The following is a 13,711-nucleotide window of genomic DNA, read 5'->3' as shown; positions in this document are numbered from 1 at the left end:
ATTCCTTTCAAGTGATGGGGTCAGGCGCCGTAGTCGGCGTCGCTGACATGTTCCAGCCAGTCCACGACCTTGCCGTCCTTGACCTCCTGGAGGGCAATGTGGGTCATGGCAGTCTCGGGTGAGGCGCCGTGCCAGTGCTTTTCGCCGGGCGCGAACCAGACGACGTCGCCCGGCCGGATTTCCTCGACCGGGCCGCCGTCGCGCTGGACGCGGCCGCGGCCAGAGACGACGATCAGCGTCTGGCCGAGCGGATGCGTGTGCCAGGCGGTGCGGGCGCCCGGCTCGAAGGTCACCTGTGCGCCTTGGACCCGCGCAGCGTCGAAGGGATTGAAGAGCGGATCGATCCGCACCGTGCCGGTGAACCAGTCAGCCGGTCCTTTGCCGGAAGGCCTCGTGCCTGCGCGAAGAATGTCCATGGTGATCTCCCTGCGTCCTCAAACGCGTTCGATGCGAAGCGGAAACTCGCCGCGGCTATGCAGGGCCCGCTCGCCCTCGTCGAAGCGGCCGAGCCTGATCAGCCCGGGATGGCGATAGTCGGCGTAGAACATGGCCAGATTGCCCCAAGGCATGAAATAGCAGAGGTCGTAGGGCTGCTCATTGGCGAACGGGCCGCTGCCCTCCTCCGTCAGCTTGCGCGGCAGATAGGCGATCTTCTCGTTATGCGCGTAGTCCTCGATCTTGAGGTCGAGCGGCAGCATGGAGAAGAAGTCGCGCGCCGACGGATTGTCGTAGAGCGTGGCGGTCATGGTGCGGCCGTTGAAAATCATCCTGATCTTCATGTCTGTGGGCTCTTGGCTGGCTGGGTCCCTGCCCTCTTGGCTGGCGGCCGCGCGCGGCAGGGCCGCCACCGCGAGCGCGGCGCCGAGCAATGTCCGGCGGCTGAGCGCCGCACGCTCGATGGTCATGGCAAGGACCTCCGGGCCATATGCGATGCGGCAAAGGCGGCAAGCGCTGATCCGCCGAGCATCACCGCGCCGAAACTAAACGCTCCTCGCCAGCCGACCGTGTCGAAGAGCGTGCCGCCGATCGCGGCGCCGCCGGTGATGGCGAGTTGGATGACGGCCACCTGCAGCCCGCCGCCGGCCTCGGCGTCGTTAGGCAATGTGCGGCTGAGCCACGTGCCCCAACCAACGGGCGCGGCCGTGCCGAAGAAGCCCCAGCCAATGAGCAGCAGCGCTGTAGGGACCGGCAATGCCCCGAGGGCGATGAGCGCAACGGCCAGCGCGGCCATGATCAGCGGGATGACGATAAGGATGCTGAACAGGCGCGAGCGCAAAAGCCGGCCGATGCACCAGGTGCCGGCCACGCCCGCCAGCCCCATCGCCAGCAGGATTGCCGATAGCGCGGCGATATCGAGCCGGGTGACGCTCTCGAGGAAGGGCCGCAGATAGGTGAAAAGCGCGAACTGGCCCATGAACAGCATCATGATCGACGCCATGCCGATGGCGACCGGGGGACGGCCGAGCAGCGCAAGCGGATTGCCCGGACGCTTCCTCCGGCGCGGCGGCAGCGCCGGCAGGCTGGTCCACTGCCAGACCAGAGCAAGGAGCCCGAGCGGCACGACGAGGAAGAAAGCGCCGCGCCAGCCGACATAGGCACCAAGAAAGCTGCCCAGCGGCGCGGCGATGGTGGCCGCGATGGCATTGCCCGCGTTCAGCATGGCGAGGCCCTTCGGAACCATGTCTTCCGGCACGAGGCGCATGACGATCGCGGTCGACATGGACCAGAAGCCGCCGATAGCGATGCCGAGCAGCGCCCGGCCAACCATGAGGAGCGCGTAGTTCGGCGCGAAGGTGACAGCGAGCCCGGAAACGATCAGGAGCACGGTAAAGCCGGCCACGACCAGCCGGCGGTCGATCTGGCGCGTGAGGCCGGCGACCAGCAGGCTGGTCACGACGGCCAAAGCGCCCGAAATCGAGATCGCCTGTCCCATGCGGCCCTCGGTGATGCCGAGATCCGCGGCGATCGGCGACAGCAGGCTGACCGGCATGAATTCCGATGCGATGAGGACGGAAACGCACAGGGCCATTGACAGCACCGCGCCCCATGCGGCGCGGTCTTCGACAAGCTGTGTGTCGTAGGTTGTATCCATAGCGGGCATCCTTGAGGGGCAGCGGGGCGGGCAGTGGCCGCCAAGACATGCCGGCAAGATATGGCAAGGCAGCCCATTCGATTAGACCGAATAATCCGCATGAACTTATCGGTCTGTGATATAAATGATCGTTCAGGAGATGCCGATGCAGCGCGACGACATGAAGGATCTGCTGTGGTTTCTGGCTGTCGCCCGGGAGCGCAGCTTCACCAAGGCGGCGGCGGAACTCGGCACGTCACAGTCTACGCTCAGCGCCACCATCAAGCAGCTCGAGGCGCGGCTCGGCGTGCGGCTGCTGACCCGCACGACACGAAGCGTGGCGCCCACGGACGCGGGCGAGCGGCTCTACCAGTCGCTCGCGCCCCGTTTCGAAGGGATCGAGTCCGACCTTTCGAGCCTGGTCGCCTTCCGCGACAAGCCCTCCGGAACGGTCCGCATCACGCTGTCGGACCATGCGCTGCAGACGGTCGTCTGGCCGAAGCTCGAGCCGGTGCTTCGCGACTATCCGGACCTCAGGGTCGAGCTCTACAGCGATAACGGCATGCGAAACATCGTGGAAGAGCGCTTCGACGCCGGCGTGCGGCTCGGCGAAAGCGTCGACCGCGACATGATCGCGGTGCGGATCGGCCCGGACTGGCGGCTGGTGGCCGTCGCTTCGCCGGACTATTTTTCCCGCCGCCCTGCCCCGAGGACACCCCAGGATCTGGTTGGGCACGACTGCATCAACCTGCGCCAGGCCACGTTCGGCGGCTTCTATGCCTGGGAATTCGCCAAGAACGGCCGGGACCTCAGGGTGCGGGTGGAAGGCCAGCTCGCCTTCAATTCGACCCTTCCCATGATCGATGCCGCAATCTGCGGCTACGGCATCGCCTATGTGCCGGAAAACCTCGTCAGCCGCCATATTGCCGAGGGACGCCTGTCGCTGGTGCTCAACGACTGGAGCCCGCCCTTCGCCGGCTATCATCTCTACTATCCGAGCCGCCGGCAGCTCTCGCCGGCGATGACCGTGATCGTCGACGCGCTGCGTCATAGGAGCTGAGTCGGCGTGGCGCTTGCCGCTTCGAGGCGGGCGCGGCGCGGGAAATCATGGACTATTTCGGATACTCGCTGGCTGAGCGTCCGACTGAGCATTGATGGCCGACCTAGGTGTTGAGTCTACCGCGGGAGCAGCCGTGAGACCTTGAGCCGTGGCGCGAAGAAACAGCGCAGATAGGGCTGGTTGGTTATGACGTAGTGGTTCTCGCAGATGTGGTATTGGCCGTCCGGCGATTCCTGCACGCGGTCTGGCGAGATGTTGAAACCATCGGGCATATAAACGTAGCCGCCGTCGGCCCTGGACTGCACCGAGGACTCCGGTATGGGGCGGCAATCCCTGCCGCCGCAACATTTGAGGTTCGTTACCGGGTCGACCTTGTTTTCGTACCAGTCATGCGCATTGGCGCCCGTCATGACGGCTAGGCACATGGCTGTGACGATGACCCTTCGCATGGCATTCCTCGGCGCCGAGGCGCCGCTCGTTCGAGCGCCATGTATATTAGCGTTCCACCCAAAACGCCATTGTTCAGCGAAGGCCCGGCAAGCGGCCTGCGGCGACGACGGACGGCAATGGCTGGAGCCGGAACCTCAAACCGACGCTCCTGTCTTGCCGGCTCACACCAGCCTCTGCCCGCCGTCGATATGGATGGTCTCGCCGGTCATGAATTCGTTCTGCATCAAATAGAGATAGGCCGGCGCGATATCGGCGGGCTTGGCGATCCTGCCCGATGGAATGCGGGTTCCCATCTGGTCGAAATAGCCCGCCTTGGCCTCGCCGACGATCTCGTCCCACATCTCGGTGTCCACCCAGCCGGGCGAGACGATGTTGACGCGGGTCGGCGCAAGTTCCAGCGCCAGGGCGCGGGCGAAATAGGTGAACGAGCCGGCGACCGCCGAGACGACGGAGCCGCCGGGGACCGGCGGGCGGTCCTTGTTGATGCCGGAGGTGAAGATCATCGAGCCGCCTTTGTTCAGCATGCGTGCGGCGTGCTTGGCTAGCATCACCGCGCCGATAAGCTTGCCGTCGACGAATTGGCGCACGAATTCCATGTCGGTCTCGCCGATCGGATAATTGGGCGGCGGCGTGCCGGCCGTCGCCACCAGATGATCGAAGACACCGGCTTCCTCGAACAGACGGGCGACGTCGGCCTCGTTGGCCATGTCGGCGGCGATGCCCGTCACGCGCCCTGCCCCGCCGAGCCGCTTTTCGGCGGCCTTCAGCTTTTGCGCAGAGCGGCCGACGATCACGACTTCGGCACCGTCTTCAAGCGCGGCGGCCGCGACGCCGAAACCGATGCCGGAGCTACCGCCGACGACAATGATCTTCTTTCCCGTGAGATTGGCCATGGGTCTTCTCCATCTTGCCGTTGTGGGATGTTGAGTTCAGGCGCGGCCGGCGTGGGCGGCTGCGATGTCGGCGAGGATGATCTTCTTCATCGAATACATCGCCTGGCGCGCCCGGCCGGCCTTCGCGCGGTCCGGGTCGTTCATCAGTCGCAGCGCCTCACTGGGGATGACCTGCCAGTAGACGCCGAACTTGTCCTTCAGCCAGCCGCAGGGCTGTTCCGAGCCGCCGCCGGCGGCCAGCGCATTCCAGTAATAATCGGTCTCGGCCTGGTCCCTGGTTTCGATAGAGCGAGATCCGCTCGTTGAAGGGCGGCACCCCGCCGGCGTTGAGCGCGGTGAGACGCAGGCCTTCGAGCTCGAAGTCGAAGATCGCATGCGGCTTGTCGGTGAACTCGATGGTCTCCAGCGCCCGGCTGTTCTTGAAAACCGACAGATAGAAGTCGCGCGCCGCCTCGGCATCGAGGTTGAACCATAGGAAGGGATGAACGGTAGCCATATTGTCCTCGCAGGTTTCGATCTGAAGTGAGCTTTGATCACAAATGCTGTGAGGATTTTTGGCTGGAAAAAGCTCGCTGGACAAACCAAAATTTGGCAAGTATTTGTTACCATAACTCACAAATGGCTTTCGTCATGACCCGCAGACTGCCGCCGCTCAACGCCTTGCCGGCCTTCGAGGCCGCCGCCCGGCACCTGAATTTTTCGCGGGCCGCGGACGAGCTCAACCTGACCCATGGCGCGATCAGCCGGGCGGTAAAGCATCTCGAGGACCAGCTCGGCGTGCAGCTGTTCGAGCGGGCGACGCGCTCGGTGCGGCTCACCCCCGTCGGCGAGCCTTATGCGGCTGCCGTGCGCGAGGCGCTCGACCAGCTCGCGCTGGCGACGCAAGCGGCGACCTCGCGCCATTCCGGCTCGACATTGAACGTCAGCACGTCGGACGGCTTTGCCGGAAAATGGCTGGTGCCGAGGCTCTACCGTTTCCACCGCGCGCATGGCGACATCGACGTGCGCGTCTCGACCACCGGCAGGCTGACCAATTTCCGCGGCGACGGCATCGACGCCGCCATCCGCTACGGCGCCGGCCACTATCATGGGCTGACCTCGGAATTCCTCACCGGCGAGGAGGTGTTTCCCGTCTGCAGCCCGAAGCTGCTCGAAGGGCCGCATCCGCTCAGGACGCCACAGGACCTCAAGCACCACACGCTGATCCGCGACGGCTACCGGATCGACTGGGCGGCGTGGCTGGCCAGCGCCGGAGTCGAAGGCGTCGACGCCAACAGCGGCCTCACCTTCGATTCCGCCACCTTCGCAGTGGAGTCCGCTGTTCAAGGCGAAGGCGTGGTGCTCGGCCGGACCATGCTGGTTTCCGCCGACCTCGCCTCCGGCAGGCTGGTCCGGCCTTTCGACCACGCGCTGAAGGCCGTCTCCAGCTTCTACCTGGTCTACCCGCCGGAAGCGATCCGCCAGCGCAAGGTGAAGGCGTTTCGGGACTGGCTGTTTTCGGAGATCGAGCCGGGCTGAGTTCAGCGGCCAATGCCGGCGTCGCCGGCTCTTGTCGTCTCGAAAAGGCAACCCACCGGATCGTCGGTTTTCAAACGGTTTGCCGGCCGCACCTTATCAAATTCATCCCCCCAATCCGACCTCACGGTCTTGCTCTCTTCGACGCCGGCGACGGGTATCTTGACGGCCGAAATTGGCAAACCAATATTTTTGGCGGGCGGCCGCAATCGGCCACGCCCATTGCAAACTCAAATGTTCGTTCGACTTGGAGGATCCTATGAACGACCGGATGTTCGACAGCCCTGTTTTCGTCAAGAGCGGAAACAGTCTCGTCCAGGAAATCGCGTGCCTGGAGGACGCCTTGGAATTCCTCTACGATTGGCCCAAAAACCGACGCGGCACCATCTATGAAACCGCTCTGCGCGCATGCCAAAGAGCGTTTGACGGCACCTACCCGCTGTCGGCCGCCAGGGAAGCGTTTTGCGGCTTCGCAAGGTCGGCCAGAATCCATGAGGAAGTTACAGCAGCCTTGCCTTGGATGATCGGCAACCGCGGCCAAGGTGGCGGAATGGCTGTTTAGGCAACGTGAGAGGAGGAGTTCACGATGCTATCCCAACCCTTTGAAAAGCCAGTCCGGGTATGGGTCGGACTGGGCTTTCCACGCCAGCTCAACACGGTCGCCGACGCCTATCAGTTCGCGGTCGATTGGTGTGGCAACAGCCCGGAGCAGAAGGCGGCGATCCGCGCCTGCAAAGCCGCGTTGGCCGGAGATGTGGACGTCGAGACTGCAAGAGGCGTTTTCGTAGCCTTTGCCCGCAAGAAAGACATTCTGCTCGAGGACGGCGCAATGCCCCTGCTTCCAGGAAAAGCGCGGCAGAGACACGTCTGACGCCGCTGGAAACGAGCGGCGGCCGGCCGGCCGCCGCCATCATCATCTTTACCTCATAGCGAAGACCAGACGGGCGCCGGATATACCGGCGGCCTGGATCAAGATACTGAATCTAACGAGCACAGCGATGGCAACGGAACCATTGATCAGAAGACCCGCCGATGAGATCAACGCCGCCCGATATGACAATGATTGCCAAGATGCCCTGGCCTCCCATCTTGACGATCTTCTGGACCAGGCCGAAGCAGCGGGCTGGGATCGCAATCGCGCGGCTTCCGCGTTGATGTATCTGGCGGCAAAGAGGCTACGGTCCCCCTGATCAAATCTGCTCTTCGGCGATGCCGCCTTCCTCGCCAGCCCAACTCGGCTGGCGGGCTCCGCCGGCTCTATATCCTTGAACAGGGCAACCGACGGCGCGGGTGGGGGGCGTTGGGGTGCCGCCGGTTACCAGGAGGAGGGGCCATGGAATGAGACGATGCGTAGGCCCTGAGATGATAATGCCACCTCTCCGCGTTCTTGGAAACTGATTTCTGGCTTAAAATTCAAACATATATGGGAGGGAGCTTACACATGATGGTCTTCGCGCGGCTGCCCGCGACAGGAACCGGATCGGCCGTGCCGCGTCATAGAGACAGGTTCTTGTCTCGATTCGGGAGTGACGTCGGTGGTAAGGTTCCTTCTTGTCGTCGCGGTGGCGCTCGCATTCGCCTGCGGTGGGACGCGGGCTGCAAAGCTGGACCTCGATGCGGTCAACCAGGCGCAATTCAGCGACGGCGAGCCTAAGGGCGTCGATCCGATGCTGCTCAAGGCGCAGATCCTTCTGGATCGCGCCCGTTTCTCCCCCGGCCTGATCGACGGCCGCCTTTCCGACAATTTCACCAAGGCCGTCGCGGCCTTCCAAGCTGCGAACGGACTGCCCTCCGACGGCAAGCTCACGCGGGAGACCTGGGACAAGCTCGCGGCCACCTTCGCCGGGCCGGTGCTGACAAACTACGAGATTGCGGCCAAGGATGTGCGCGGACCTTTCACCAGGCACATCCCGGCTCGCATGGAGCGGATGGCCCATCTGAAGCGCCTCGGTTATCGCAACGCATGGGAGGAACTGGCGGAGCGTTTCCACCTCAGTGAACAAGTGCTGAGCCAACTCAATCCCAAAATCGGCTACAGGAAGGCTGGCACTAGCCTGGTCGTGCCCGATATCGGTCGCGGCGATCCTCCTGCCAGGATCGAGAGCGTCGAGGTCGACAAGGCATCCCGCCAAGTGCGCGCCCTCGATTCGTCGGGCAAGCCGATCGCGGTCTACCCGGCCTCGATCGGCAGCGAGGAAAAGCCGGCGCCGAGCGGCGCGGCTGAGGTCAGGCGCGTGGTCCACAACCCGACCTATCGCTACAATCCGAAATTCGCCTTCAAGGGGGTGAAGACCAAGCGGCCCTTCACCATTGCCAAGGGGCCGAACAACCCCGTCGGATCAGTATGGATCGACCTCTCCATCGAGAGCTATGGCATCCACGGCACGCCCGATCCCGGCAAGATCGGAACGACCTTCTCGCACGGCTGCATCCGGCTGACCAACTGGGACGCCGAAGACCTCGCCGGCATGGTCAAGCCGGGCACGAAAGTCGACTTCAAGGACGAGACGGCGCAGGATGGGCAAGCTCAGTGAAAGCCGGCAGGCCGCAAGCCAGCCGCAAGACCCGCTGCATAAATCCAACTTATCATGACCCCTAATTTTTGAAGACGTTACACGGCCTTTTCTCGCCTGTAGCTTCGACCGCGATCTTTCTCGGCTCCGTCGAAAATTGGTGGTTTGATGCAGACACATGCGCGGGTGGTGATCGTCGGCGGGGGATGCGTCGGCGCAGGCATCCTCTACGGGCTGGCCAAGCGCGGCTGGACCGACGTGGCGCTGCTCGAACGCACGCAGCTGACGGCCGGCTCGACCTGGCATGCGGCGGGGCTGATCCCGTCCTACGCCCGCAACATCAATGTCGGGCGGATGATCAACAAGACGATCGAGATCTATGAGGGTCTGGAGGCCGAGACCGGGCAGCCGGTCGGCTGGCACAAATGCGGGCAGCTGCGAATCGCCAATTCGAGAGACCGGCTCGACGAGTTCAAGAGCTATATGAGCGTCGCCGAGGTGCAGAACATGCGGGCGCAGTTGCTGACGCCTGACGAGGCGCGCAAGCTCTGGCCGCTGCTCGACAACAGAGAGATGCTCGGCGCGCTCTACCATCCCGATGACGGCCATATCGCGCCAGCCGACGTGACACATGCCATGGCCAAGGGCGCGCGCGATCTGGGCGCCAAGGTCTATCTCAACACCGAAGTCACCGGGTTCAAACGGACGCCGGGCGGCGAATGGCTTGTTGAGACCAACAAGGGCGCCATCACCTGCGAGCATGTGATCTCAGCCACCGGCAATTACGCGCGCCAGACCGGCGCGCTACTCGGCCTTGACATCCCCGCGATCCCGATCCTGCACCAGTACTGGATCACCGAAGCGGTGCCGGAAGTGGTGGAGCGCAAGCGTGCGGGACGGCCCGAAATGCCGATCCTGCGCGACGAAGGTTTCGAAGGCTATCTGCGCGAGGAAGGCGACGGGCTGATGTTCGGCCCCTACGAGCGCACCGCTAACCTGAAGCTGTTCGCCGAGGACGGCGTTCCTTCGTGGTTCGGCGCCGATCTGCTGGAGGAGGATTTCGAGGCGGTGTCGTGGAACTGGGAGCAGGCGCTGCAGCTTGTGCCGGCACTAGGGCGCGTCGGCATCAAGGCCAATGTGCGCGGCCCCTTCCAGATGACGGCGGACGAGCTGCCGCTGATGGGACCGGCCTGGGGCCTGCCCAATGTGTGGCTGGCCGAAGGCGTGCCGGGCGGCATCCTGTGGGGCGGCACGATCGGCTATTATCTGTCGGAGCGGATCGTCGAAGGCGGCAACAGCCTCGACACTTCCGACCTCGATCCGCGCCGCTTCGGTGACTACGCCAACAAGGAATGGACGCGCGAGAAGGTGCGCGAGGCCTGGGGCACGCATGCCGAACAGAAATATCCGGGGCAGGACATGCCCGCCGCGCGGCCGCAGAAGACCGCGCCTTCCTATGACAGGCTGACCGAGCTGGGCGCGGTCTGGGGCGTGCTCAACGGCTGGGAGATGCCGAACTGGTTCGCGCCCAAGGGCGTCGAGGCCAAGGACCAGTATAGCTGGCGCTGGACGCCCAAGGGGAATTTCGTCGGCGAGGAAGTGCTGGCGGTGCGCAACGCCGTCGGCCTGGTCGAGATGACGCCGATGACGAAGTTCGAGGTGTCCGGTCCGAACGCGGCGGCATGGCTGGACAGGATCATCGCCAACCGCCTGCCCGCGGTCGGCAAGGTGACGCTGGCGCATCACCTCACGGCGAAGGGCGGCGTGCAGGCGGAGTACATGGTGGCGCGCCTCGGCGAGGACTCGTTCTACCTGATCTCGACGCCGCGCGCCGAGCGCTGGAATTTCGACGACCTCTCGAGACTGCTTCCCGCCGACGGCAGCGTGAGCCTGAAGAACGCCACCAACGACCGCGGGTGCTTCACGGTTGTTGGCCCCAAGGCACGAGAGGTGCTGCAGCCGCTGACCGAGATCGACCTGTCGAACGAAAGCTTTCCCTGGTTCGGCGTCAAGACCGGCTGCGTGGCTCTCGCCAGCGACGTGCGGCTGCTACGTGTCAACTATGAAGGCGAACTCGGCTGGGAACTCTACCATCCCCTGCCCTACCAGCGGCACTTGCTCGACGCGATCCTGAGGGAGGGCGAGAAGCACGGCATGCGGCTGGTCGGGCTGCATGCGCTGGAGTCGCTGAGGCTGGAGAAATCCTATCGCGCCATGTACCGCGACATGAACCCCGAGCTCAACGCGCTGGAGAGCGGGCTGGGGCGCTTCATCCGCCTCGACAAGGGCGACTTCGTCGGGCGCGACGCGGTTCTGAAATACAAGGAACGCAACGACCAGCGCCGCTCGGTGACGCTCAGGATCGACACTGATGGCGCAAGCTCTCTTGCCAATGAAGGGCTCTATAGCGACGGCGCGCTGGTCGGGCGCATCACGTCCGGCGGCTATGGCTACGCCCTCGGGCACGACGTGGCGCTGGCGCTGCTGCCGGAGCGGTTTTCCAGGCCCGGTACCAAGCTCGACGTTGCGATCCTCGGGGAATGGAAAGTCGCCGAAGTGATCGCAGATTCGCCTTACGATCCCACCTCGGCCAGGGCGCGGATGTGACAGACGGGGCCGCTTGAAGCCCCGTGGAGGATGCGTTCTTTGAGGGGAGCCGTGCATGCGCATCGATCGGATCAACGTCTATTCGGCGCAGCTGCCGGTCAAAGGCGGCGCCTACCGCATGGCCAGCGCCGATGTGGAGGCGCTGGACTCGACGCTGGTCGAGATCGTGACGGATGACGGTTTTTCCGGCTGGGGCGAGACCTGCCCGATCGGCCCGGTCTACCAGCCGCATCATGCGCTGGGCGCCCGCGCCGCCATCGCCGAAATCGCTCCCGGCCTCATCGGTGCGGAGGTCGCCTCGATCAGGCTGCTGGCCAAGCGCATGGACGAGCACCTGAACGGTCACGGCTACGCCAAGGCCGCATTCGACATGGCGTTCCTCGACCTGCTTGGCCAAAAAATCGGCGTGCCGGTCTCGACGCTGCTGGGCGGCGCGTTGACGGACCGTGTGCCGGCCTATTATTCGCTGATCGTCGGGCCGCCGGACGAGACGGCGAGGATCGCGGCCGACAAGGTGAAGGCCGGCTATCCGCGCCTGCAGGTCAAGATCGGCGGGCGCAATCTGGAAGAAGACGTGGCCGTCGTCCACAAGGTCTGGGAAGCGGTCGGCTACAAGGCGCGGCTAGCGGTCGACGGCAACCGGGGCCTGACGGTGGCCGCCGCGATCCATCTCGACCGGCTCTGCCAGGCGATCCCCTTCGTCTTCGAGCAGCCCTGCAACACGATGGACGAGATCGCGACGCTGAAGGGCCGCGTGACGCATCCGGTCTATCTTGACGAGAGCACCGAGGACCAGAACGCGGTGCTGCGGGCGATCTCGCTCGGCATCGCCGACGGCTTCGGCTTCAAGGTGACGCGCCTAGGCGGCCTCACCAGGATGACCACGGTGCGCGACCTCTGCGCCATCCGCTCGCTGCCGCACAGCTGCGACGACGCCTGGGGCGGCGACATCATCGCGGCGGCCTGCGTGCATCTCGCGGCGACGGTGGAGCCGCGCCGCATGGAAGGCGCATGGATCGCCCAGGAATACATCAAGGGGCATTTCGACGCGAAGCACCCAGTCGTCATCAAGCAGGGCCACATCGCCGTGCCGCAGCGGCCGGGGCTAGGCGTGAAACCCGAGCCCGGCATGTTCGGCAAGCCGGTCGCGATATATGGGCCCTGAGCGGAAGCGGCCGAGACAAGCGCGGATCGGAATGGCCGCGGGCGTAGGCGACAATCATCAGCGCCGTCCCCCACCTATGCGATTACCCCCTGCTGGGCGTTTCCACCGACCGGGCGCACCGCCGGTCAGTTCGCCGATATCGCGGATCGTTCTGCCCCGTCCTGCGTTCTTGTGACACGTAAGGAGGAAACGGCGATGGACGACGATCGGACCGAGAAGATCAGGCAGCGTGCCTACGAGATCTTTCAGCGCGAGGGTGGCATCCTTGGCAATCATGAACGGCATTGGCATCAGGCGGAGATGGAGATCGACCACGAAGCGGCGCTGCCGCTGACGGCGGACGATGCGCTGCCCGAAACGCGCGAGGTTGACGCCACGGATGTGCTGACGGTGGAGGCGCTTGCCATGCGCACCGGCATTTCGGGCGACGAGGCGCAGGAACTGCTCGACCAGCTGGGCAACGACCGCGCAGCGATCGAGCAAGCGGCGCGGAGCCTGCAGGCAAAGCGGCGGAGCTGATCCGCCGACAAGGCTCAGGCGTCGAATTTCGATCGGCCGCCAGTCGCTGCCATACTCCTTCCGGGTTGACAGGAAAAATCCATCGCTCTAATTTCGCGTTAGTGACGACTAACGCGAAATATTGGACAGCGCTCGGCGATACGACACGGCGCACGATCTTCGAACTGCTGGTCGACCGCCCCAGTTCGGTCAGGGGGCTCGCCAACGTGCTGCCCGTAACGCGGCCGGCGGTCTCTCAGCATTTGAAGGTGCTCAAGGATGCCGGGCTGGTGGCCGACACGCGCTCCGGCAAGGAACGCATCTACCGGATCGACCCGGATGGCCTTGCGGCGTTTCGGGCAGAAATCGACCAGTTCTGGATGAAGACGCTCGCGGCCTACAAGCTGGCCGTCGAAAAACCGACAAAGGACGAGCCATGATCAAGCAACCCGGACCCGCCTCCGTAAAACATTCCGTCGTTGTCGAGGCGCCGATCGCGCGCGCCTTCAAGGTGTTTACCGAGGACTTCGGCAGCATCAAGCCGCGCGAGCATAATCTGCTCGCCGTGCCGATCGCCGAGACGATCTTCGAGCGGCGAGCCGGCGGTCACGTCTACGACCGCGGCGTCGACGGCAGCGAGTGCCGCTGGGCCCGGGTGCTGGCCTACGAGCCGCCGAACCGGCTGCTTCTGAGCTGGGACATCAGCCCGCGCTGGCAGATCGAAACCGACCTCGCCAGGACGAGCGAGTGGGAGGTCCGGTTCACGGCCGAGGCGGAAAACCGGACCCGGGTCGACATCGAGCACCGCCACATCGAACGGCATGGCCAAGGCTGGGAAGGCGTGCGCGGCAGCGTCGACAGCGATCAGGGCTGGCCGCTGTACCTGCAGCGGTTCCACGAGCTTTTTGCCCGGGCCGCCTGACACCAGCGCCCTGTACC

General features: G+C 64.5%; 17 protein-coding genes and 1 pseudogene. 11 read left to right on the top strand and 7 right to left on the bottom strand.

All coding sequences use genetic code 11. From position 1 onward, the window contains the following. Window positions 1–20 precede the first annotated feature (20 nt). The 3 genes from YU3_RS0107995 to YU3_RS0107985 are packed head-to-tail and all read right to left on the bottom strand — an operon-like array spanning window position 21 to window position 2,092. On the bottom strand, window positions 21–416 hold the full coding sequence (locus YU3_RS0107995; protein ID WP_027165741.1) for a cupin domain-containing protein: 396 nt from the start codon (window positions 414–416) through the stop codon (window positions 21–23). An 18-nt stretch (window positions 417–434) separates the two neighbouring features. Continuing rightward, window positions 435–905, bottom strand: coding sequence for a cyclophilin-like fold protein (locus tag YU3_RS0107990; RefSeq protein ID WP_027165740.1), 471 nt, complete (start codon window positions 903–905; stop codon window positions 435–437). Then, entirely contained in the window at window positions 902–2,092 is a 1,191-nt protein-coding gene (locus YU3_RS0107985; RefSeq protein WP_027165739.1) for an MFS transporter, read from the bottom strand. The genes YU3_RS0107990 and YU3_RS0107985 overlap by 4 nt, the downstream gene beginning before the upstream one ends. Window positions 2,093–2,237: 145 nt before the next feature. Here YU3_RS0107985 and YU3_RS0107980 point away from each other — a divergent pair, with 145 nt between their 5' ends. Beyond that, window positions 2,238–3,131: a LysR family transcriptional regulator gene (locus tag YU3_RS0107980; protein WP_027165738.1), complete on the top strand. Its 894-nt coding sequence runs from the start codon at window positions 2,238–2,240 to the stop codon at window positions 3,129–3,131. Window positions 3,132–3,247: 116 nt separating this feature from the next. Here the strand turns inward: YU3_RS0107980 and YU3_RS36210 are convergent, their stop codons facing one another. The 3 genes and pseudogenes from YU3_RS36210 to YU3_RS42230 all read right to left on the bottom strand — a co-directional run. Continuing rightward, window positions 3,248–3,580 carry a hypothetical protein gene (locus YU3_RS36210; RefSeq protein ID WP_156913414.1) on the bottom strand — a complete coding sequence of 111 codons (333 nt, stop codon included), beginning with the start codon at window positions 3,578–3,580 and terminating at the stop codon, window positions 3,248–3,250. Between the two features lie 162 nt (window positions 3,581–3,742). Next, on the bottom strand, window positions 3,743–4,474 hold the full coding sequence (locus YU3_RS0107970) for an SDR family oxidoreductase (RefSeq protein WP_027165737.1): 732 nt from the start codon (window positions 4,472–4,474) through the stop codon (window positions 3,743–3,745). A gap of 225 nt (window positions 4,475–4,699) precedes the next feature. Further along, window positions 4,700–4,970, bottom strand: a pseudogene (locus YU3_RS42230) (VOC family protein); the annotation flags it as partial. Window positions 4,971–5,104: 134 nt separating this feature from the next. Here YU3_RS42230 and YU3_RS0107960 point away from each other — a divergent pair. Beyond that, window positions 5,105–5,992, top strand: a complete 888-nt coding sequence (locus YU3_RS0107960) for a transcriptional regulator GcvA (protein WP_027165736.1) — start codon at window positions 5,105–5,107, stop codon at window positions 5,990–5,992. Between the two features lie 2 nt (window positions 5,993–5,994). Here the strand turns inward: YU3_RS0107960 and YU3_RS0107955 are convergent, their stop codons facing one another. Further along, on the bottom strand, window positions 5,995–6,198 hold the full coding sequence (locus YU3_RS0107955; RefSeq protein WP_027165735.1) for a hypothetical protein: 204 nt from the start codon (window positions 6,196–6,198) through the stop codon (window positions 5,995–5,997). 50 nt (window positions 6,199–6,248) lie between these two features. Between YU3_RS0107955 and YU3_RS0107950 the strand changes: the two genes are divergently transcribed. From YU3_RS0107950 to YU3_RS0107905, 9 genes are all read left to right on the top strand, one after another. Beyond that, window positions 6,249–6,551, top strand: coding sequence for a DUF982 domain-containing protein (locus tag YU3_RS0107950; RefSeq protein WP_036258077.1), 303 nt, complete (start codon window positions 6,249–6,251; stop codon window positions 6,549–6,551). A gap of 24 nt (window positions 6,552–6,575) precedes the next feature. Further along, a complete protein-coding gene (locus tag YU3_RS0107945) occupies window positions 6,576–6,860 on the top strand; it encodes a DUF982 domain-containing protein (RefSeq protein ID WP_027165733.1) in 285 nt (94 codons plus the stop codon). A gap of 127 nt (window positions 6,861–6,987) precedes the next feature. Next, entirely contained in the window at window positions 6,988–7,179 is a 192-nt protein-coding gene (locus YU3_RS40470; protein WP_156913413.1) for a hypothetical protein, read from the top strand. A 345-nt stretch (window positions 7,180–7,524) separates the two neighbouring features. Further along, the gene (locus YU3_RS0107930) at window positions 7,525–8,523 is read left to right on the top strand and encodes a L,D-transpeptidase (protein WP_027165732.1); all 999 of its coding nucleotides are present in this window, start codon (window positions 7,525–7,527) and stop codon (window positions 8,521–8,523) included. A 147-nt stretch (window positions 8,524–8,670) separates the two neighbouring features. After that, window positions 8,671–11,109 (top strand): FAD-dependent oxidoreductase, encoded by a 2,439-nt coding sequence (locus YU3_RS0107925; RefSeq protein ID WP_027165731.1) that lies wholly within the window; start codon window positions 8,671–8,673, stop codon window positions 11,107–11,109. A 55-nt stretch (window positions 11,110–11,164) separates the two neighbouring features. Next, window positions 11,165–12,274 carry a mandelate racemase/muconate lactonizing enzyme family protein gene (locus YU3_RS0107920; RefSeq protein ID WP_027165730.1) on the top strand — a complete coding sequence of 370 codons (1,110 nt, stop codon included), beginning with the start codon at window positions 11,165–11,167 and terminating at the stop codon, window positions 12,272–12,274. 195 nt (window positions 12,275–12,469) lie between these two features. Then, window positions 12,470–12,793: a DUF2934 domain-containing protein gene (locus YU3_RS0107915; RefSeq protein WP_027165729.1), complete on the top strand. Its 324-nt coding sequence runs from the start codon at window positions 12,470–12,472 to the stop codon at window positions 12,791–12,793. Between the two features lie 101 nt (window positions 12,794–12,894). Then, window positions 12,895–13,212 carry a metalloregulator ArsR/SmtB family transcription factor gene (locus YU3_RS0107910; protein ID WP_027165728.1) on the top strand — a complete coding sequence of 106 codons (318 nt, stop codon included), beginning with the start codon at window positions 12,895–12,897 and terminating at the stop codon, window positions 13,210–13,212. Then, a complete protein-coding gene (locus tag YU3_RS0107905) occupies window positions 13,209–13,694 on the top strand; it encodes an SRPBCC family protein (protein WP_027165727.1) in 486 nt (161 codons plus the stop codon). Before YU3_RS0107910 ends, YU3_RS0107905 begins: the two co-directional genes overlap by 4 nt. Window positions 13,695–13,711: the final 17 nt, after the last annotated feature.

Source organism: Mesorhizobium sp. WSM3224 (genome assembly GCF_000427725.1).
In the GTDB taxonomy this organism is placed as follows: domain Bacteria; phylum Pseudomonadota; class Alphaproteobacteria; order Rhizobiales; family Rhizobiaceae; genus Mesorhizobium.
This window is presented reverse-complemented; position numbering and strand designations above follow the sequence as displayed.